At 48.4% G+C, this 21,999-nt stretch carries 12 protein-coding genes; 5 read left to right on the top strand and 7 right to left on the bottom strand.

Annotated elements, in window-relative coordinates; translation table 11 throughout:
• The first annotated feature begins 10 nt into the window (after positions 1-10).
• Together F0P94_RS03810 and F0P94_RS03805 are read left to right on the top strand one after the other, a co-directional pair.
• Positions 11-2,311, top strand: coding sequence for a gliding motility-associated C-terminal domain-containing protein (locus F0P94_RS03810; protein ID WP_150902476.1), 2,301 nt, complete (start codon positions 11-13; stop codon positions 2,309-2,311).
• A gap of 212 nt (positions 2,312-2,523) precedes the next feature.
• Entirely contained in the window at positions 2,524-4,818 is a 2,295-nt protein-coding gene (locus tag F0P94_RS03805) for a gliding motility-associated C-terminal domain-containing protein (RefSeq protein WP_150902475.1), read from the top strand.
• Between the two features lie 572 nt (positions 4,819-5,390).
• Here F0P94_RS03805 and F0P94_RS03800 read toward each other — a convergent pair.
• Positions 5,391-6,266 carry a DMT family transporter gene (locus tag F0P94_RS03800; protein WP_150902474.1) on the bottom strand — a complete coding sequence of 292 codons (876 nt, stop codon included), beginning with the start codon at positions 6,264-6,266 and terminating at the stop codon, positions 5,391-5,393.
• A 241-nt stretch (positions 6,267-6,507) separates the two neighbouring features.
• Between F0P94_RS03800 and F0P94_RS03795 the strand changes: the two genes are divergently transcribed.
• The 3 genes from F0P94_RS03795 (at position 6,508) to F0P94_RS03785 (ending at position 10,735) form a co-directional block, all read left to right on the top strand.
• On the top strand, positions 6,508-7,776 hold the full coding sequence (locus tag F0P94_RS03795) for a replication-associated recombination protein A (protein WP_150902473.1): 1,269 nt from the start codon (positions 6,508-6,510) through the stop codon (positions 7,774-7,776).
• A 268-nt stretch (positions 7,777-8,044) separates the two neighbouring features.
• Positions 8,045-9,808 carry a signal peptide peptidase SppA gene (gene sppA / locus F0P94_RS03790; RefSeq protein WP_150902472.1) on the top strand — a complete coding sequence of 588 codons (1,764 nt, stop codon included), beginning with the start codon at positions 8,045-8,047 and terminating at the stop codon, positions 9,806-9,808.
• A gap of 102 nt (positions 9,809-9,910) precedes the next feature.
• On the top strand, positions 9,911-10,735 hold the full coding sequence (locus F0P94_RS03785; RefSeq protein WP_150902471.1) for a purine-nucleoside phosphorylase: 825 nt from the start codon (positions 9,911-9,913) through the stop codon (positions 10,733-10,735).
• A 522-nt stretch (positions 10,736-11,257) separates the two neighbouring features.
• Here F0P94_RS03785 and F0P94_RS03780 read toward each other — a convergent pair.
• From F0P94_RS03780 to F0P94_RS03755, 6 genes are all read right to left on the bottom strand, one after another.
• Entirely contained in the window at positions 11,258-12,067 is an 810-nt protein-coding gene (locus F0P94_RS03780; RefSeq protein ID WP_150902470.1) for a DUF4249 domain-containing protein, read from the bottom strand.
• 6 nt (positions 12,068-12,073) lie between these two features.
• Positions 12,074-14,392 (bottom strand): TonB-dependent receptor, encoded by a 2,319-nt coding sequence (locus tag F0P94_RS03775; protein WP_150902469.1) that lies wholly within the window; start codon positions 14,390-14,392, stop codon positions 12,074-12,076.
• Between the two features lie 230 nt (positions 14,393-14,622).
• Entirely contained in the window at positions 14,623-16,491 is a 1,869-nt protein-coding gene (locus F0P94_RS03770; protein ID WP_150902468.1) for a M61 family metallopeptidase, read from the bottom strand.
• Positions 16,492-16,600: 109 nt separating this feature from the next.
• Positions 16,601-19,003, bottom strand: coding sequence for an ABC transporter permease (locus F0P94_RS03765; protein WP_150902467.1), 2,403 nt, complete (start codon positions 19,001-19,003; stop codon positions 16,601-16,603).
• Between the two features lie 458 nt (positions 19,004-19,461).
• Positions 19,462-20,163 (bottom strand): ABC transporter ATP-binding protein, encoded by a 702-nt coding sequence (locus tag F0P94_RS03760; protein WP_150902466.1) that lies wholly within the window; start codon positions 20,161-20,163, stop codon positions 19,462-19,464.
• A gap of 318 nt (positions 20,164-20,481) precedes the next feature.
• The gene (locus tag F0P94_RS03755) at positions 20,482-21,738 is read right to left on the bottom strand and encodes an efflux RND transporter periplasmic adaptor subunit (protein WP_150902465.1); all 1,257 of its coding nucleotides are present in this window, start codon (positions 21,736-21,738) and stop codon (positions 20,482-20,484) included.
• Positions 21,739-21,999: the final 261 nt, after the last annotated feature.

The raw sequence follows: 21,999 nt of genomic DNA, 5'->3' as shown, positions 1-21,999 counted from the left end.
GCTACCATTCATGAAAAAACTCTTTCAATTAAGTGGTTTATTCGCCGCCGTTTTAATAATGGCCGGCTACAGCCACAACGCTAAGGCTTCCCACTTTCAGGGATCCGACCTCACTTATGCCTGCGTAGCCCCAGGTACCTATGTGGCCAACCTGCGTATTTTCCGCGATTGTTCAGGAAACCCTTTGCCAACCAGCGCTACCCTGAATATGAGATCTCCCGGTTGCAATACCGGCCGAAACGTAACCATGACCCAGGTGGCAGGTTCTACCGGAATTGGTAACCTTTATTGCCCGCAGTTAGGCGCACCACAGTGTTCTTCAAGTGGCAAGCCAAACTATGAAACGGTAAAGTTTACCGCTACCATAACTTTCTCAACCCCCGAGAAAAACTGTACCGACTGGTACTTCACTTCTACCAATAATGCCCGACCTAAAATTGAGAATTTAGTAGATGCTGATTATGAAGACCTTTATTCTGAAGCCTTTTTGAAACTGGGCCCGGTTGCAAGCCCATTCAATAACAATTCACCGGATTTTGATCCGTTGAACGTGCCAATTCCATTGGTTTGCGTAAACCAGGATATCGTTTACAGCTTGAACGCCCAGGAAGTGGACAGCGACTCCCTTTCTTATGAACTGGTGCAGCCTTTAGGCTCTGGTGGAGCCCCAATTCCTTATGCAAATATTGGAGGCACCGGACCTAGCATCATCGTTAATCCAAAACCACTGCCTCCATACAACACCACTTCTAACCAGCAGTATGCAATTCTGCAAGGTGGTCAGGCTTCTTATTCTGCCACTTACCCGATGCCTTCGTTTATTGCCCCATGGAACACCCCGGATCCTGCTACTGGAGTTCCGCCGAAGATCGTTAATGCAGTTCCTTATTTCAACCTGGATCCGATCTCCGGCCAGTTACGTTTCCGTCCGGCTGTTTATACCGCAGGAACACTATCTTCCGCCGGCCGCAACAAGTATGCGGTAGTAGTACGGATCAACGAGTGGCGCAAAGTAAATGGCGCTATGGTGAAAGTTGGTTATATCCGTCGCGACATGCTCTTCATTGTAGAAGACTGCAGCGGCAACGTACCGCCAGTAACCACCGTTCCTCCGATTCCTCCTAAGTTCGAGGTTGAACTCAACGACACGCTGGTAAAAGTACAGACCTGTAATACTACCCGTATCGTTTACAAGTTCCAGGATACCGATAAGATCACCATTACGGTAGACACAGCTAAAATCAGAAGAGACCTTCCAAACGGCAGCATGCGCATCTACAAGAACGGCACTCCTAACGTGGAAGCAGTTCTGATGATTACGCCGGAAGCCAGCCACGCGGGCCATACTTACCTGATCCCGATCCGTATCGAAGACGATGCCTGCCCGATCAAGAGTATTGCCAACCCGGTTTACCGGATCGAAGTAAGACGGCAGTCGCTTGCCAAAGTTATCGGCAACGAAACCCGTGAGATCTGCCTTGGCGAAACTTCTAAGCTGGATGTGAACCTGAGCCGTCCGGACTCGATCCTGGGCAAAGAAGCAACCTACTCTTACCAGTGGAGCCTGCACCCGTCTACGCCAAACGGCGACGGTCTGCCAGCCAACAGAAGCCAGCGTGACATCACGGTGAAGCCTACCAAGACCACCCGTTACCTGCTTAAAGCTACTAACACGCTCAGCGCTCTGAAAGGTGCCTGCTACGATACTACTTCGGTACTGGTAAAAGTAAACGAGAACCCGATCATCAGCAGCATTACAGTTGGTTATCCGCAAGGCAGAGAAGACATCATCTTCGGCCGCGATGCCATGATCAACGTGGTAATTGACAATGTTGACCAAACCGGTTACACCTACAAGTGGTCTCCTGGTTCTAAGATGCTTGCCTCTAACGGCCGTCCTGATTCTACCATCATGGCCGACCTGCTTGATCCAAGTAATGATTCGGTAAGCTCAACAGTGCTGAACCCGAAAGTGATCTCGCTCAAGACCCGTACTTACAAGCTGACAGTTACTTCACCAAGCGGCTGCGAGTCGAGCAAGGAAGTGGAAGTGAAAGTAGGCGCATTCTTCCTGCCGAACATCATTACCCCGAACAACGATGGCAAGAACGACAAGTTTGTTTACAAAGGCATTGAGCCGAACACGAGCCTGCAGATCTTCAACCGTTGGGGTGTGAAAGTGAAAGATTACAAGAGCTACGACAACAGCTTCGGTGGCGAAGGCATAAGCGATGGCGTGTACTACTACATCCTCAAAGAGCCGAAAGGCGGTAAAACCTTCAAAGGCTATTTCGAAATTGTTCGTGACTAACCTTACCTCATAAAAAAGCCCTGCCAATTCCGGCGGGGCTTTTTTTATGAGGTTTATAATTAACATTGCGCGTTGTAAGTGCCTGAGCCGGTGAAAATTAATAAAAGTTGCCGAATCAAAGGATGCTTGAAGTTTTCCCGAAAAAAGTGCGCTTATTTCTTTTTAAATCTGCCGGAAATTTATAATTTCACACTCTCAACAATTACTCTAAAATGAAAAAACTCTTACGCATGAAAAGTATGCTTGCAGTTGCCCTGCTGTTGGTATGCTTCGGCCAAAAGGCTCGTGCCTCTCACTTCCAAGGGTCAGACCTAACCTATACCTGCGTAGCGCCGGGAACTTACTATGTTAGTCTGAAGCTTTACCGTGACTGCTCCGGATCAACTGCGCCAAGTTCCGCAACCCTGAACTTAAGGCCGCAAGGCTGTGGTTCGCCCCGGACCGTATCCATGACTAAAACTCCTGGTTCTAATGCTATTGGTAACCTTTACTGCCCGCAGTTAGGAGCGCCTCAGTGTTCTTCAAGTGGCAAGCCTAACTATGAAACGGTTACCTTTACCTCTTTGGTTACTTTTTCTGCAACCGAGCGTAACTGCCCGGACTGGTATTTATCCTGGTCTGAGTGCTGCCGTCCTTCAACTGCTAACTTAGTAGGTCAGGACGATCCGTTTGCTGAAGCTTACATTAACTTAGGCCCGGCTGCCAGCCCATTCAATAACAACTCTCCGGATTTCGATCCATTGAACATTCCGATTCCATTGGTTTGCGTAAACCAGGATATCGTTTACAGCTTGAACGCACTGGAAGTTGATGGCGACTCTCTTTCTTATGAATTGATGCAGCCGCTTAGCGCCGCTAATACGGTAGTACCTTACCAGCAAATTGGTGCAGGTGGAACGAACATCATCATCAACCAGAGCCCGCGTCCGCCATACAACACAACTACTAACCAGCAGTTTGCAATTCTGCAAGGTGGTCAGGCAACTTATTCTGCCACTTACCCGATTCCATCTTTCATTGCTCCATGGAACACCCCGGATCCTGCTACTGGTATTCCTCCGAAGATCGTTACAGCCGTTCCTTATTTCAACCTGGATCCGATCTCCGGCCAGTTACGCTTTAACCCTTCTGTTTACGTAGCGGGAACACAATCTTCAGCCGGTAAAAACAAATATGCGGTAGTAGTACGGATCAACGAGTGGCGCAAAGTAAATGGCGCTATGGTAAAAGTTGGTTATATCCGTCGCGACATGCTCTTTATTGTAGAAGACTGCAGCGGCAACGTACCGCCACAAACTACCGTTCCTCCGATTCCTCCTAAGTTCGAGGTTGAACTCAACGACACGCTGGTAAAAGTACAGACCTGTAATACTACCCGTATCGTTTACAAGTTCCAGGATACCGATAAGATCACCATTACGGTAGACACAGCTAAAATCAGAAGAGACCTTCCAAACGGCAGCATGCGCATCTACAAGAACGGCACTCCTAACGTGGAAGCAGTTCTGATGATTACGCCGGAAGCCAGCCACGCGGGCCATACTTACCTGATCCCGATCCGTATCGAAGACGATGCCTGCCCGATCAAGAGTATTGCCAACCCGGTTTACCGGATCGAAGTAAGACGGCAGTCGCTTGCCAAAGTTATCGGCAACGAAACCCGTGAGATCTGCCTTGGCGAAACTTCTAAGCTGGATGTGAACCTGAGCCGTCCGGACTCGATCCTGGGCAAAGAAGCAACCTACTCTTACCAGTGGAGCCTGCACCCGTCTACGCCAAACGGCGACGGTCTGCCAGCCAACAGAAGCCAGCGTGACATCACGGTGAAGCCTACCAAGACCACCCGTTACCTGCTTAAAGCTACTAACACGCTCAGCGCTCTGAAAGGTGCCTGCTACGATACTACTTCGGTACTGGTAAAAGTAAACGAGAACCCGATCATCAGCAGCATTACAGTTGGTTATCCGCAAGGCAGAGAAGACATCATCTTCGGCCGCGATGCCATGATCAACGTGGTAATTGACAATGTTGACCAAACCGGTTACACCTACAAGTGGTCTCCTGGTTCTAAGATGCTTGCCTCTAACGGCCGTCCTGATTCTACCATCATGGCCGACCTGCTTGATCCAAGTAATGATTCGGTAAGCTCAACAGTGCTGAACCCGAAAGTGATCTCGCTCAAGACCCGTACTTACAAGCTGACAGTTACTTCACCAAGCGGCTGCGAGTCGAGCAAGGAAGTGGAAGTGAAAGTAGGCGCATTCTTCCTGCCGAACATCATTACCCCGAACAACGATGGCAAGAACGACAAGTTTGTTTACAAAGGCATTGAGCCGAACACGAGCCTGCAGATCTTCAACCGTTGGGGTGTGAAAGTGAAAGATTACAAGAGCTACGACAACAGCTTCGGTGGCGAAGGCATAAGCGATGGCGTGTACTACTACATCCTCAAAGAGCCGAAAGGCGGTAAAACCTTCAAAGGCTATTTCGAAATTGTTCGTGACTAACCTTACCTCATAAAAAAAGCCCTGCCAAATCTGGCAGGGCTTTTTTATTATAGAGGATTTGAGTATTCTAAAAGTTTGATAAGGGAAGGCAAACAGGACCGGCTAGTACTAAATAAAGTTCTATTTATTGGGTAAGCACAGGCGAAAGTATGGTTGTTGGTGAATACATCATAGCCGTTGGATTAAGGAGAGTTTTATGTTTTCGGACTGTAGAGACGTAATATATTACGTCTCCTTTCGATATTATGACTCCATTCAGGGTACCAACGGCGGTATTATGTTGTAAACGCAACTAGCAGCAGCGGTTGAAATAAGTTACAATAATTTGCCTCAATGCTGTGGAATACGCTCAATACTGTCGCAATGCTGTAAAAGGCGTAATATATTACGTCTCTACACGGCTCCGGTAATTAGCCTGCCGCTTAAAGTGAAACCACGCAACTACGGCAAAGTGTGGTATCCGACAATTTATGGGGTATAATTCTAAGCTGGTCAGGTAGTTCTGGTAAATTGAACGTCATTAATAAATTTAGGGAGTATAGATATTCTTTTTTCCAAGAAACCATAGCGTTTCACTTCCGGCTAACCAGAAATACCCCGATAAAGATCAGCAGCGCGTACAACCCTTTTTCCAGGGTAAATACATCTTTCCCGGCTGCTACAGCAATAAAAATGGCCAGTACCGGCTGCAGGTAAATGTAAGCGCCCAATAGGGTAGGCGTGGCATACCGCAGAGCCCAGGCATTGAGTAAATAAGCCAGAATGGTTACGCCCACCACCATAAATATAATGGAAAGCCAAACCTGAACCGGGAGGCTTTGCCAATCAGGAGCCAATACCTGCTCATACCCGAAAGGAATTACCAGCACCGCGCCTACCAGGAAAATGCGGCTGACTACCGTTATCGCTTTATAGCGTTGCATGAGCGGAGCCACCAATACAAGGTACACCCCATAAGAAGCGGCATTCAGTAAAATGTAAATGTCGCCAAGCAAACTGCTGTTCTGGTCCTGTTTTCCGCCGCCGTAAATAAGCAGCATCGCCCCGGTACCGGCAATAAAGATCCCCAATGTACTAAGCCACCGGATCGGCGCTTTCAACAACACGGCCGATAAAAGCAGTACAATTACGGGCGTAATAACCATGATCAGCGAGGCATGGATGGGAGAAGTTAAGTTCAGGCCGCCGAAAAAGAAAAGCTGGTTAATGGCTACGCCGAACAGACCGCACAGCACCGACCGGAAATTATCGGCTTTGCCCACGATCTTTTCCTTAATTACAAACCGGGAAAGAAAACCGAAAAACACCGCTGCCGAAACCACCCGGATCACGATAAGGCCGAAGGGTTTTACATACTCCGGCATTACCGTTTTGGCAATGCTGTAATTGGCCCCGTAAATAAGCGCCACGCTGAAAAGCGCCAGGTGAACTTTAAATTGCTGATTCATAAAACCCGAAACAAGGCCGCAAAGATAGAAGGATTAATAGGAACCGATTTAGATTTTGTGGCTTTGATCGATCCGGAAGCAATTCTCTTTCTGAATTGCCTCAGCATCACCGCTGAAGCATTTTTGCATCCAATTTTTCCTCTATTAAATCTGTTACTCAAAATTTCAGCCATTCAGGCATAAATCCCGTACTTTTGAGCTGGAAAACGGTATCGTTTTCATACTAAAACCTGAAAAGGGAATGAACAATCCTAAAATTCCGCTTGCCGAACGGATGCGGCCCCACACCTTAGACCAGTTTGCCGGACAACAGCACCTGGTTGGCGAAAAAGGCGTGTTGCGGCGCTACATCCAGTCGGGCATGATTCCTTCCTTAATTCTCTGGGGACCGCCGGGCGTGGGCAAAACGACGCTGGCCAATATTATTGCTTCCCAGTTAAAACTGCCTTTTATTGCCCTTAGCGCCATAAACGCCGGGGTAAAAGATATCCGCGAAGTGATTGACCGGGCCAAAAGCCGGCCGGGGACCATACTGTTTATCGATGAAATTCACCGCTTCAGCAAATCGCAGCAGGATGCTTTACTGAACGCCGTAGAAAAAGGCATTGTAACCTTAATTGGCGCCACCACCGAGAACCCTTCTTTTGAAGTTATTTCCGCCTTGCTTTCCCGCTCGCAGGTTTACGTACTGAAGCACCTGACCAAAGAAGAACTGATCGCTCTGATTCAGAATGCCCTGGCCAATGATGTGTACCTGAAAAAGAAGAACGTAAACGTAAAGGAGTACGAGGCGCTGCTTAACATTTCCGGCGGCGACGCCCGCAAGCTGCTGAATTTGCTCGAAATTGTGGTGGAAGGTACCAACTCCGATACCGTGGAAATTACCGATGATTGGGTAAAGCAGATCGCACAGCAAAACGTAGTGCTCTACGATAAAAGCGGCGAAATGCATTACGACATCGTTTCCGCTTTTATAAAGTCCATACGAGGCTCCGACCCCAATGCGGCCATTTACTGGCTGGCCCGCATGATGGAAGGCGGCGAAGACGTGAAATTCATTGCACGGCGCCTGCTGATTCTGGCTTCCGAAGACATCGGCAATGCTAACCCCACGGCCATGGTAATGGCCAACGACTGTTTTCAGGCCGTTTCGGTTATCGGCTATCCGGAAAGCGACATCATTCTCGCGCAAACCACTATCTATTTAGCGTCTTCCCCGAAAAGCAATGCCTCTTACATGGCTATCCGGAACGCCCAGCGTCTGGTGCGGGAACAGGGAAATTTACCCGTACCAATGCATTTGCGAAACGCGCCATCCAAAATGATGAAGGAAATGGGCTACGGCCAGAATTACAAGTACGCCCACGACTTCGATCAGAATTTTGTAGTGCAGGAGTTCCTGCCCGATGAAATTAAAAACACCATTCTCTTCGACCCGGGCAACAACCCGCGGGAAAACGAAATGCGCAAAAACCTGAAAAACTGGTGGGGCGGAAAGTACGATTATTAATAGTTAATGATTAATGAATAATGATTAATATTGTTTTTGAATAGATCGTAATTTGTTAAACCGGCTTACTGCATCCGAAAAAGGAAGAAGGCAAACTATCTGAAATCACTATGGTTTTAATGTAAAAAAGTGTGAGTATCCTCGTTGCGCTTACCTTGAAGTTTAAGGAACAGGAAAGAAATAGGTCGAAACCAAAAAAATGGCTGAAAGCCCAATAAGCAAAGCCAAAAATTAATCATTATTCATTAATCATTATCCATTAACTAAAATGCGCCAATTCTTAAAGTTTGTGCTGGCTACCATTGTCGGAATGTTCCTTTTCATGCTCCTGAGTGTGATCCTCCTGATCGGGTTGGCCATTTCCGCTTCTTCCGAAGACGAGGTGGCCATCGAAAATAATTCTGTGCTCGAGTTAAAGCTGAACAAGCCCATCGAAGAACGCCAGACCAAAGATCCGTTCGGCGGATTCGGGCTTCCGTTTGGCGGGATGAAGAACAACCTGGGCTTGCAGGAAATTAAAGACGCCATCCGGAAAGCGAAGACCGACAACAACATCAAGGGCATTTACCTGAACGTTTCGCGGGCGCAGGCCGGCATGGCCACCCTGGAAGAGATCCGCAGCGAACTGCTCAGCTTCAAAAAGTCCGGTAAGTTCATTGTGGCTTACAACGATATCTGCTCCGAGAAATCCTACTATTTAACTTCCGTAGCCGATAAAATTTACCTGAACCCGGCCGGAACGCTGGAATTTAACGGATTGAGCACGGAAGTTTATTTCTTCAAAGGCATGCTCGAAAAACTGAACATTGAGCCTTACATCTTTAAGGTAGGAAAATTCAAAAGTGCCGTAGAGCCGTTCTTCCTCGATAAAATGAGTGAGCCCAGCCGCGAGCAAACCACCGCATTCCTCCATTCCCTGAACCAGTTCTCGCTGCAGAATATTGCCAAAGCCCGTAAGATCCCGTTCGAGAAATTACGTGCCGTTTCCGATTCCATGCTGGTGCACAACGCCGAAGATGCCTTTAAATATGGCCTGGTTACCGATTTAGGTTACTACGACCAGGCCTTGGATTACATGAAGAAAAAAACGGGTACAAAACTCGACAAAGAACTGAACCTGGTAACGTTAGCGAAATACCAGAAAATAGCTGAACCGGACGAGGATGTTAGCCGCAACCGCATCGCCGTAATTTACGCTTCCGGCGACATTGTAGACGGCGACGGAGATGAGGACAACATTGGCGGGGATAAATTCTCTGAAGCGATCCGCAAAGCACGGCTGGATGATAAGATCAAAGCTGTGGTGCTCCGTATTAATTCGCCGGGCGGCAGCGCGCTTGCTTCCGACGTGATCTGGCGCGAAGTAATGCTTACCAAAAAAGTGAAACCCGTAATCGCATCCATGTCCGACGTAGCTGCTTCCGGTGGGTATTACATTGCCATGGCCTGCGATACCATCGTAGCCCACCCGAATACCATTACCGGCAGCATTGGCGTATTTGGCGTAATGGCGAATTTCGAAGGCTTTCTGAAAGATAAACTAGGTGTAACGGTAGACCGCGTAAAAACCGGCAAATTCTCCGACATGCCAACCGTAACCCGCAAACTTACCGACTACGAAAAACAAAGCATTCAGCAGGAAGTACAGCGGATCTACGACGATTTTACCACCAAAGCTGCCCAGGGCCGAAGAATGCCGGTAACCGAATTGCAGGAGCTTGCCGCCGGCCGGGTTTGGTCGGGCATTGAAGCCAAAGAACGCAAATTAATTGACGTTTACGGCGGGCTGGACGATGCCATTAAAATTGCGGCTTCCCAGGCAAAACTGAAGGAAGGCGATTACCGGGTTCGCCGCTTACCGGCCCAGAAATCTTTCTTCGACGAACTGATGAAGAACATGCAGGGCCAGACCAGCGCCGCATGGATGCGCGCCGAACTCGGGGAGCACTACCGCCATTTCGAAACGCTGAAGAAAGTACAAACCTTGCAGGGCATTCAGGCCCGTATCCCGTTCGAAATGGAAATTCAGTAACCCCAAAGGGTAGGGAAAAGCAGGAAAAAAGTAAAAGAAGTTAACCAACCATCAACAGTAAATAGCCGGAAGCTTTACGCCAGCCGGAAATAAGATAAACCTATGCAGACATTTCAGGAAACAGTAGATTACCTACAGGAACGCGTTGGCTCATTTGTGCCGGAGTTCGGAATTATTCTTGGCACCGGCCTGGGCGCTTTGGTAAACGACATTGTGGTTTATGAAACCGTGCCTTACGAAGATATTCCGTTCTTCCCGGTATCTACGGTAGAAAGCCATTCGGGCAAACTGATCTTTGGAGAACTGGGAGACCGGAAAGTGGTGGTAATGCAGGGCCGTTTCCATTATTACGAAGGTTATACCATGGAGCAGGTCGTGTATCCGGTGCGGGTCATGAAAGTGCTGGGCATCCAGAAACTCTTTGTATCGAACGCGGCCGGCGGTTTAAACCCCGATTTCAGTACCAGCGACCTGATGGTAATTACCGACCACATTAACCTGCAGCCGCAAAACCCACTCATCGGCCGCAACAACGATGAACTGGGGCCGCGCTTCCCGGATATGAGCGAAGTATACGAAGAGTCCATGATTCAGCAGGCGAAACAAATTGGCCTTGAACAGGAGATGAAATTGCAGTTCGGCGTGTACGTAAGCGTGCCCGGCCCGATGCTGGAAACCAGAGCCGAGTACCGCTATTTAACCCTGATCGGTGCCGATGCCGTGGGTATGTCCACGGTACCGGAAGTAATTGCCGCCCGCCACATGGGGATTCCGTGCTTTGCAGTTTCGGTAATTACCGACCTGTGCACCCCCGAAAAACTCAAAAAAGTAATCCTGCTCGATATTCTGGAAGCCGCCGCAAAAGCCGAACCACAAATGACCTTCCTGATCCGGGAACTGATAGCCGCGCAGCCGAAGGAAGTTTAATTGAAGTTGTAGTTTAGAGCAGATTAAAGGGTTTTAACAAGTGAAAATGTAAAAGAAGGTTTGTAGAAAACCCTAACTACCAAGTGCCTTAAACAAACCTGTCATCCTGAACGCCAGTGAAGGACCTCGTTGACTACCTGCAGAAATGCTACCAAATCAGGCATACAACTATTGAAAACAGTATGTTTTTACACAAAAAAGCGGAGACCTGAACACTCCGCTTTTTTATTTCCTGCCAATACAATTTAATACCAGGTCGTAAGTACTGGATTCAATAAGATTAAAATTTTGGCAGATTATAGCGCAAGCGTCCGCTTGTGCTTGCGTCATTACCTGGTACACTGTCAATTTAAATTATAGAATTTGTTTGACGTGATTTGTAATCCCGTCTTAACCGAGCCGTGGGATTTGTAATCCCACTTTCTAAAAATTAACTTGACTATGTACTGGAAAGCACAAGCGGACGCTTGCGCTAGATAAAAAATGAAGGAGCTAAATATGATCCGGGATAATACCCAGCCCTTACTTCAGAATGATCTGTTTCCGGTCGTAAGTAAGGGTGGTGAAAACGCCCAGACCGCCCTGAACCGTAGATTTTATGGCGCTTGGCTGGGCAAAAGGGTTCCCGTTGGCATCGCGCGCATCATCCATGGTGTTCAGGAATTCATAATAAGGCTGCTCGATATGATACAAAGTAATAAACAGCGTATCATTGGGAAAGAACTTGTAAGTGGTGCCGAAAGCGATCTTTTTACCATTGTTCAGCCGGTCGTTCAGGAAACGGTCATTCTCCCTCCGCCGGTGGGTTAAACTATCTTTATGGATCTGATAACGGTAAGCATCCTGGGTGGCGGCATCGTCCTGAAACGTGCCCTCGATCAGGGCTTTACCCTCGTTGTTGAATTTCCACTCCAGACTGTCGATGGTTACTTTTGGCAGGAACTGCGCAAATCCGGTAACCCGGCGGCCCCGGGCATCTTTCACTTCCAGCGAGTACGTTTCGCCGGGGTTCCCGGAAACCAGGGTTACGGAAGAGTGGGTATAGATCTTCTCCGTTTCTTTATCGTAAAATGGGCTAAAACGAAGGGTATCGGCTTTGCCGTTGTGCGTAATAATTACCACGGCATCGGGGATCAAAACGGGCTCCGGCCGGTCGAAATAACTGGTGCTTTCGTAAATATTTACCCGGTAAGGTTTGCCCGCTTCCAGGTATCCTTCCACCACTATTTCGCTCTGAAACTCCGGCAGGTTCAGGTCTATCTCCTTTTCCATGTCGCAACCGGTAAAGCCGGCAGCAAGCAGTAGCAACAGCAAGCCAGAAACGATCTTCATAACAGGTTAAAATTTAAAATTATAAGTTACCGAAGGAATGATCGGGAACAGGGAAACCTGCTTTGCCCGGAATCCCAGGATCTTGCTTTCATCGCCGTTCTTAATTGCATCGATGTAAATAAAGTAAGGGTTTCGTCGGTTGTAAACATTGTAAATGCTGAAGGTAAGGTCCGATTCCCCATACCGTGGCCGGAGTTTATACACCATGCCCAGATCTAACCGGTGGTAAGCCGCCAGGCGGTAGTTGTTTCGTTCAGCAGCATAAAGCGGGATATAAAGGAAATCGGCTCCCGGAATATCCTGCATTACCATCTTGCCCAGAGGAACCGAATAAGTGCTGCCGGTGCCGTAAACCCAGGTTCCGGTAAGGCTTACCCGCGGGTTCAGCTGGTGCATGGCTACCACAGTAATATCGTGCCGGCGGTCGTAGCGCGTCGGGAATATTTTGCCCTGGTTAATTTCCGGGAATTTGCGGTTCGTCCAGGAGAGGGTATAACCCACCCAGCCGGTGGTTTTACCGGTTTTTTTCTCGAAGTAGATCTCGTTGCCGTAACTGAAGCCCTTACCGAAAATAAATTCCTGATCCAGGTTCGGGTTTACGAAAAGCTGGGCGCCGTCGCGGAAATCGATCTGCCGGTTCATCCATTTATAATAAACTTCGTTCGTAAACAAATACTTGCCGGAGTTGGAAAGCTTGCTGATACCCAAAGCCACCTGGTTGGATTGCTGTGGTTTCACACGGCCATTAGAAGGGTACCAGACATCGGTGGGCAGGCTGGCGCCGGAGTTACTAACCAGGTGCACGTACTGCACCATGCGCGTATAGCTGCCTTTCAGGCTCACCGATTCGGTTAAGTTGTAGCGGGCCGAAAAGCGTGGCTCAAAACCAACAAAAAAACTGGTGTCTTTGGAAAAACCGGAAAGCCGGGCGCCTATATTCAGGGCCAAACGGCTGTTTACGGTATAATCATCTGAAATGTACAGTCCATATTCCCCGGCTTTATGACCGATATCCGAACTAAAAGCAGTACCACCATCGGATGAACCGGCGCTTAAGCGGCCTACTACAAAGTCGTGGCTAACGGCGGTCGCGCCAAACTTCAGGGCATGCGCGGTATCTAACTGGTAATCGAAATCTACCCGGAGGCTGTAATCGCGTACGCCGGAACCCATTTTAAAACTCCGGGTGCCTACGTTATTTTTAATGCCATACTGGTAATCCGATACCGATACGGTGGTATTGGAATACAGCCGGGGAGAAAAGCGGTGGTTCCAGCGTAAAGCGGCCACTTTGTTGCCCCAGTCGAAATCAAAATTGAACCCTTTGTTCTGAAAGCCGAAAACATCGTTTCCGAAGTAGCCGGTAAAAAAGAGCTTATCGTCAGGGCCTAGTTCAAAAGAGGCTTTCCCGTTCAGGTCGTAGAAATAATAATCCGGAATGGGGTTGTAATCTTTTACCCCTTCCTTCATTTTATTGTAGCGGCGGGTAAACACATCGAAATACGTGCGGCGGGCCGAAAGCAGGAACGAAGAACGGTTTCGCTGGATCGGGCCTTCTACCGTTAACCGCGATGCAATAAGGCCGATGCCGCCGCTGGTGGAGAAACGCTGTTTGTTGCCCTCCCGCATTTTAATGTCTACTACCGAGGAAAGCCGGCCGCCGTACTGCGCCGGAAAACCGCCTTTGTACAGGTCCACGCTTTGTACTGCATCGGGGTTGAAAATGCTGAAAAAGCCGAACAGGTGCGACGCATTGTAAACGGTAGCGTCATCTACCAGGAACAGGTTCTGGTCCGGACCGCCACCGCGTACGTAAAGCCCGCTGGTGCCTTCGCCGCCCGATTGGACTCCCGGTTTCAGCTGCAGGGTTTTAATAAGGTCTACTTCCCCGAAAAGCGCGGGCAGGAGTTTCGCTTCCTGGGTCGTTAATTTTTCCACGCTCATTTGCGTAGACTTCAGCTTTTCATTCAGGCTGTTGGCTTCCACCACCACTTCTTTCAGTTCATTCAGGCTGGGCGAAAGGGTAATGTCCAGTTTCTGATCTTTGCTGAAGTTAATTTGTCTGGTAAGGGTCTGGTAGCCTAAGTAGGAAAATTGGATCGTATATGCGCCAGGCGACAGGGAAAGCACATAATTGCCGTTAATATCGGAGGAAGCGCCTTTGCCCGTAGCCGGAATAAAAGCAGTAGCCCCGATCAGGGTTTCGCCGGTTTCAGCATCGCGCAGGGTGCCGCTCAGCGAGTACAGCGTTTGGGACCAGACAGCCCGGGGCAGCACAAAAAACAACAGCAGCAGGAAACAAACGCGTAATTCTTTATAAAACATCGGAAACAGGGAAACCAGATTAACTTGCCGGAAATTCAATCCACAACAAAGCCTAAAAAGTTAACGACAGATAGCCGGGCTTATTTTAAACTTAAGCCGGTTTATTAAGTTTCGTTTTCTCGGCCGGTGGCGGGAATTTATAAGTTCCGGAGCTAACTGCCCCGCGCACAAATTTTGTTCCGGTTTTAGAAAATAGCGCAAATTGGCAGGTTAAATTATTGCCCGTCAGGTTATAAGCCGCTGTAAAGCCAGGCCTGGCGAAGTTGTTTCTGTTGTGGCGTAGCGGCGGGGTTAAGCGTTAGCTGGTTTTCGGTTTTTTCCAAGGTTTTCATCAACTTGCCTTTCAGTTTTACCTGCTGCATTTTGCCTTTGGCCGATGGGCGGTTTACCAGCACCGTTATCCGGCTGCCTTCCGGCGCGTTCCTTACCTGGCTTTCCAGCACTTCGCCGGCGGTTTCGGGGTTCAAGTCTTTGCCGTTAATGGCCAGCAATTGGTCGCCTTTGCGGAAGCCCATTTTCTTACCGAATTCATTCATATTTTCCGTGTCGGCCACCACCAGGCGCTGGTTTTTAGGGTCGTAGCCCAGCGTAAAGCGGCCCAGGGTCTGGCGGCGGGCATACCCATCTTTCTGATACGTTATGCCAACTTTGTTAAAGTATTCTTCCAAAGGCAGAGGCTTTGTCCCTTCCACATAGTTGCGGAAAAAGTCGCGGATCTCGGGGAAAGTCAGTTCAGCAATTTTATCGAACAATTCTTCGTCTTTAAAAGCCCGGTCTTTGCCGTAGGATTTGGAAAGGTCGGCCATCAGGTTACGGATGCCGTATTTGCCGCCGGAAAGCTCGCGGAGCCGGATATCGAGCATCATGCCTATTAAAGCGCCTTTCTGGTATACGTTGCCGTATTCTTTTTTATACTTATCTAAAGCGCCTTTGCTGAGTTCGGTAAACGGCAGGCTGTCATTGTAGGCTTCGGCGCCGGAAATGTACTCTTTTATGCGGTCCAGGAATTCTTCTTCGGAGATCAGCTTCTGGTTTACCTGCACATGCGACGAGAAATATTCGGTCACACCTTCGTAAAGCCACAGGTGTTTCGACATTTTCGGGTTCATGTAATCGAAATCGCCGATCTCTTCGGAATGAATGCTCAGCGGCGTTACCACGTGAAAGAATTCGTGGGCGGCAATGCTCCGTACCTGTTCGGCCAGCATGCTCGGCGGCATATCCGGGAAATAATAAACCGAAGAATTGGAATGCTCCAGCGCACCGTAAGAACCGGTCCGGTTAGGCTTTTCGGCCACGTAGATCAGGAAGGCATATTTCTGCACCGGAAGGGTTCCGCCCAGGTAATTTTTGCTCGCCTCCAGTACTTTTTTCAGCTCCGCCGATACCGAATCGGCCGATACTTTTTTAGACGGCGAATATACCGATACCAGTACTTCCGTATTCCCGATCTTCATCACCGAAGTATCGGGCACGTTGTACATCAGCGGTGAATCGACCAGCTCCATGTAGTTCGGAATGGTGTAAGTATCGGAAGTAGGAGAGGTGCTGGTGGCCTGTAAAGCAGTGGCACCGTAGAAGTTTTCGGGTTTGGTCACGGTCAGCTCATAAGGTACGCGCTTCATGTTGTCGAAATAACCGATGAAACCGTGCGTGTTGATCAGGAAATTCTGATTGGCTTCGATGTTGGTGCCGCCGGGTTCAAATACAATATCTTCTTTATTGGGCGTATCCCAGGTATCGTTTACCCAATAGGTAATTTTATCGAGCTTTTTGGCATCTTCAATTTTCCAGCGGTTTACGTCCGGTTTGCTTACTTTCAGTTCGCGGCCCTTTTTGTCGAAGGCTTTAAAATCTTCCACGAATTTTCCGAAGTCGTAAATAGAGTAAGTGCCGGGTACGATCTTGGGAATGTTGTAGACGATTTCCTTTTCCTTTATTTCGGGCACTTTAATGGTTACCGGCACCTTGTCGTCCTGCACCCGCACCAGGTCGATGTTTACCTTGTAGCGTTCGCCTTTAGGGGTATCGGAGGCCGAAGCGTTATAGAAAATGCAGGAAAAACTAAGCGCCAGAATTACGTTTTTAAAAATATGCATGGATCGGAGGTTAAAGACCGGGTTAGGGTAATGGAAGAAAAGCCGCTGTAATTTACGGCGGCTTATACTGGTTGCTGACAAAACATACTCAATTTAGATTGGTTTGGTTTTATTCGCTTCGTAATGCTTTAATCGGGTTGAGGCGGGCGGCTTTGGCGGCCTGGAAACTTACCGTAAGCATGGCAATGGTCAGGGCAATGAAACCGGCAATGGCAAAGATCCACCAATGAATTTCAGTACGGTAGGCAAAGTTGCGGAGCCAGTGGTGCATGCTATACCAGGCCAGCGGCGAAGCCAGGGCTACGGCAATCAAAACAAGCCAGGCAAAATCTTTACTCAGCAGCAGCATAATTTCCGAAACCGAACTGCCCAGCACTTTCCGGATGCCGATCTCTTTGGTGCGCTGCTCAGCCGTAAAAGAAGCCAGGCCAAATAAGCCCAGACAGGCAATCAGGATGGTAAGCGCCGCAAAATACCCGAATACGGTCAGCATTTTTTCTTCGGAACGGTACTGTTTGTTGAAATTCTCGTCCAGGAAGAAATATTCCATGGGGTGCTTCCGGTCGAAGGCCTTCCATTTTTCTTCAATAAAAGCAAGGGTGCCGGGAAGGTTGCTTTGTTCCACGCGGACGAGTAAAAAGCCCTGGGTTTTCGGGGCAAGCATAATGGCCAGGGGTTCGATCTTGTTGTGCAGCGAAGTGAAATGGAAATCTTTTACCACGCCGATAATTTTTCCTCTCAGCCCCAAGCCGTTTTCCAGGTTCTTCCCCACCGGGTTCTGGTAGCCGAGCCATCTGGCAGCGGTTTCGTTAATAATGAAAGCCATGGAATCGTCGGTCCGGATGTCGCGGGAGAAGTTACGGCCGGCAGCCAGTTTTATTTCCATCATCTCCAGAAAGTCGTAGTCCACGAACATGCTGCTGATGGTTTTTTCTTCCATTTTACCGGTTTCGTTGTTCTCGGCATAAAACAGCAAACGGCTTACTTTGTCTCCGGGAATAAAGGCCGAAGTCGCCACTTTTTTCACGCTCGGGCTGGCCAGAAATTCGTGCTTGATGGTGTTCAGCCGGTTCACCAGCGTGGTATCGCCGCCGGGAATATCGATCACTACCACCTGCTCTTTATTAAAGCCGAGGTCGTTATTTTTCAGGAACTGCATCTGACTGTGAACCACCACCGTACCAATGATCAGGATAAGCGAAATGGTGAATTGGGTAACCACCAGTGCCTTGCGCAACAACGCATTCGTGCCGCGCGGATTTTTGTCGCTTTTCAGCACATCTACCGGTTTAAACGCCGAAAGGAAAAACGCCGGATACGAACCGCCCACAATCCCCACAAATACAATGATCAGGAGCAAAACCACCAGGAAAGATGCATTGCTGAAGTAGGATAGCGTAAAGTTCTTCTCGGTAAGAGAGTTAAAATACGGCAACAGCAACTCCACCAACGCCAGTGCCACCAGTATGGCCAGAGCCGTCAGCATGACTGATTCGCCCACAAATTGTTTAATAAGCTGGGAACGGTGGGCTCCAATCACTTTCCGTAAGCCAACCTCCTTGGCGCGTTTGGCCGACCGTGCTGTTGCCAGGTTCATGTAATTGATGCAGGCAATGAGCAGAATAAACAAAGCCACAATGCCGAAAATGTACACGTAGGATTTATTGCCGGCCGGCGAAAGATCGTAGGTAAAGCTGTTATCGAGGTGAATATCCGGCAGCGCTTGCAGGTGGTATTTCATACTGGCAGTCAACCGGTTTTCCTTCATCCAGGGTACCACGGTTTTGTGGTAAAACGTAAGCAGGTTCTGCTCAAAAACTGCTTTTTTATCGGAAGAAGGCAGCAAAACGTAGGTGTACAGACTCATCCGGAACCAGTCGCCGCTGAACTGCTGCTTAAGGGCTTCATCGAACGTATTTACCGAAAGCAGCGCATTCAGCTTAAAATGCGAATGCCCCGGATCGCGGAACACGCCGGTAACTTTATGCGGGTTTTTGCTGAACTTCATCACCTTGCCCATCGCATTCTCCGAACTGCCAAAATACTTCCTGGCAATCTCTTCGGTAATGACAATGGACTTCGGCAGATCCAAAGCAGTAGCCGGATCGCCCTGCAGAAAAGGGTAGTTAAAAATGCGGAAAAAGGTACTGTCGGCAAAGTAGAAATTCTCTTCGCTGAACACCTTGTCTTCGTACCAGACGGTTTGTTTCCCGATCGGCATCACGCGCGTAACCGCTTCCACCACCGGGAAATCTTTTTTCAGCGCATCGGCCAGCGGAAACGGCGTAAGGGCAAACTTATCGGTTTGCCCCTGCAGGTTAATTTCATTCGTTATCCGGAAAATCCGGTTGGCCTTGTCGAAATGTGCTTCATAGGTCAGCTCGTCCCGCACGTACAAAAAGATCAGGATACAAGCCGAAATCCCGATTGCCAGCCCCAAGATATTGATGGCCGAATAAACTTTATTCCGCACCAGATTCCGCCAGGCAATCTTAAAGTAGTTCTTTAACATTTCGTTGTTCGTTGCTCGTTATTCGTTGTTCGAATTTTCGACTTTTCTTTTGAAGGTAAACAAATGTTGCTGAAGAAGATTTTTGGTCCCCCTTTGGAGTAGGGCCGTTTCATTCTCAAAATTGCTGGTCTAAGTTTATAACTTTGACCTATATATAATCTGAAGTTTTCAACTTCAGTGAGGCGACAGCCTTAAAAAGAGCAGTTTTTGCAACGATTAACCGGTAGTTAACACCCCTCTAAATGCTCAAGGGGAGAATCTTAAGAATGAATCAACCCTGCTCCCTCCAAAGGGGGACTTTTTCTACTTGTGTAAAAGCTGTAGCAAATTGCTGGTTTGGCTGACCTAAAATTGAAGGACTATTGTCGATTGTCTTTCTTTAGGGAAAAGGCTATCGTTTTACCCAGAAAAAAGTCAAAAATTCGAACTACGAAAATTCGAACCTACGAGCCACGAGCCTAAAGCATTTCCTTCGCGAAGTTGCGGGCGTTGATGTTTTCGGTTACGATCTCACCATCGAATAAGCGGATGATGCGGTGGGCGTATTCGGCATCGGAAGGGGAGTGGGTAACCATTACAATGGTGGTTCCGGCTTCATTCAGTTCGGTAAGCAGGTTCATTACTTCCTGGCCGTGGGCGGAATCGAGGTTACCGGTAGGCTCATCAGCCAGAATTAATTTCGGTTTGCTGATTACGGCCCGGGCAATGGCCACCCGCTGCTGCTGTCCGCCGGAAAGTTGCTGCGGAAAGTGGTTGCGGCGGTGCGCGATCTGCATTTGCTCCATCACCTCATTCACGCGCTGCTTGATTTCAGCCGCCGGCATTTTCAGGTAGATCAACGGCAATTCAATGTTCTCCGCCACCGTTAATTCATCGATCAGGTTAAAACTCTGGAATACGAAGCCGATATTCTCTTTCCGCAGATCGGCCCGCTGGCGTTCAGAAAACTTGCTCACTTCCTTGTCCAGAAAATAGAATTCGCCGCCGGAAGGATTATCGAGCAACCCGATGATGTTGAGCAAGGTAGATTTCCCACAGCCGGACGGACCCATAATGGCTACAAATTCGCCCTGCTTTATTTCGAAGTTTACCTTGTTTAAGGCCGTGGTTTCTACCTCATCGGTAGTATATTTTTTTTCGAGGTTTACGGTTCTAAGCATATTATTTTGAGTTTAGAGGATGCGCTTTAATTATTGTTGATTGTTAATTGCTGATTGCTGATTGTTAATTGTTTGTCGCTATCGCTCTGTCGCTCTTCCGGATTTGTAATCCGGAAGGGTTTAGCTGCGGATCTGTGATCCGCCTTGCACTGCCGCAGGAATAGAAAGCTATGCCTCTCAGCAGAAAAGTCGGATTGCAAATACTCATGCTCGGTGCTTCCGGATTACAAATCCGGAAGAGCGTAGGGTTGATAGGTTTGTCTAAATACTATTTTTAACAATCAACAATCAACAATCAACAATCAACAATTAAACAATTCAATCTTCCAGGTTCAGCTTCTGAATATCGCCATACCCATCGTAGCTGGAAACCACTACTTTATCTCCTTGCTTCAGGCCTTCCAGAACTTCGTAATATTGCGGATTCTGGCGGCCTAAGCGGATCGTGCGTTTTTCGGCAAACTTGCCTGATTTGTCTACCACAAAGGCCCAGGCGCCGCCGGTGCTCTGGTAGAAACCGCCGCGCGGGATCAGCAGGGCCTTGTCGCCGCCGGAAAGGTGCAGGCGTAATTGCAAGGTCTGTCCGCGACGAATGCCTTCCGGCGATTTACCTTCCGGGAATTCCATATCCACCTGAAACTGGCCGTTCTGCACTTCCGGGAAAACTTTGGCAACGGTAACCGGGTAGGTCTGGCCGTTAAAATCGAATTCCGCTTTCAGACCCGGGTACACTTTGGAAATATAATGTTCGTCGATGTTGGCTTTCACTTTAAACCCGTTCAGGTCGTCTATCTGGCCAATATTTTCGCCGGCCGTTTTCGATTCGCCAACTTCCGCTTTTAAGGTAGAAAGCTGGCCGCTGATCGGGGCGGTGATGTACAGATTACTTAACGTGCTCCGGGCGATATTAATATTGGCCTGCATCCGGTTAATGCTCTGGTCCAGCTGGCGAAGGCGTTTCTGCATCAGTTCGGCGTCTTGTTTCAGCGAGCGTTCGGCCAGTTCTTTGCGGCGTTTCAGGTACTTGTATTCGTCTTCACTTTGTTCGTATTCGGCTTTTGCAATTACTTTTTCGGCGTATAGCTCTTTGTTGCGGCGGTATTTGTCTTCTACCTGTTTCAGCGTGTAGTCAATCTCGGCCAGGGCATTCAGTGCTTTGATTTGATCCTGCTTCATGGTAATTTCCGAATTCTGGCGCTCGTTCATCAGGTCGAAGAGTTGCGTTTCGCGGTTCAGGAAATCGATCTGTAAGGTTGAATTGGAGATCTTTAAAATGGTATCGCCGGCGTTAATTTTGCGGCCGTCGTCGGTGTAGAGTTTTTCCACGCGGCCACCTTCCACCATGTCCAGGTAAATGGTTTTCAGCGGTTCCACGTTGCCATCTATGGCAATAAATTCCTGAAAATTCCCGGAAGTAACCTGGCCGATGGTAAGGCGGTCGTTCTTTACATTCAGGGAAGAAGTATGATCGGCAAACAGTACGGTATAGATCAGGAAAACCGCGAGCACCGTAGAACCGGCAATCAGCGCGATCTTCTTCGGGGTCCAGGTTTTCTTTTCAATAATGCGGTCCATAAACAGGGAGGTAATCAGTATTGAGGTTTAGCTTTTCAAGTAATATGCCATCTTTTGTAAAATGTTGTTAGTTAGGTATTTAAAGCATTTTTGTAGTGAAAGTAGTATTAAGTACTTGTGCGTTACTGAACAATAAAGTGTTCGATTCCGGACAATGTTTTTTATCTTCGTAAAGCGGCCTTTAACTAAAAACCTGCTGCACTGCAAAATAGCCCGTTTTCGGACACTTTCCGGCAAAATGGCATATAACTTGAGAAAAGA

Origin of the sequence: Adhaeribacter soli, assembly GCF_008727925.1 — a bacterium.
GTDB lineage: Bacteria > Bacteroidota > Bacteroidia > Cytophagales > Hymenobacteraceae > Adhaeribacter_A > Adhaeribacter_A soli.
The sequence above is the reverse complement of the archived record's forward strand: the minus strand, read 5'-3'. Positions and strand labels throughout refer to the sequence as shown.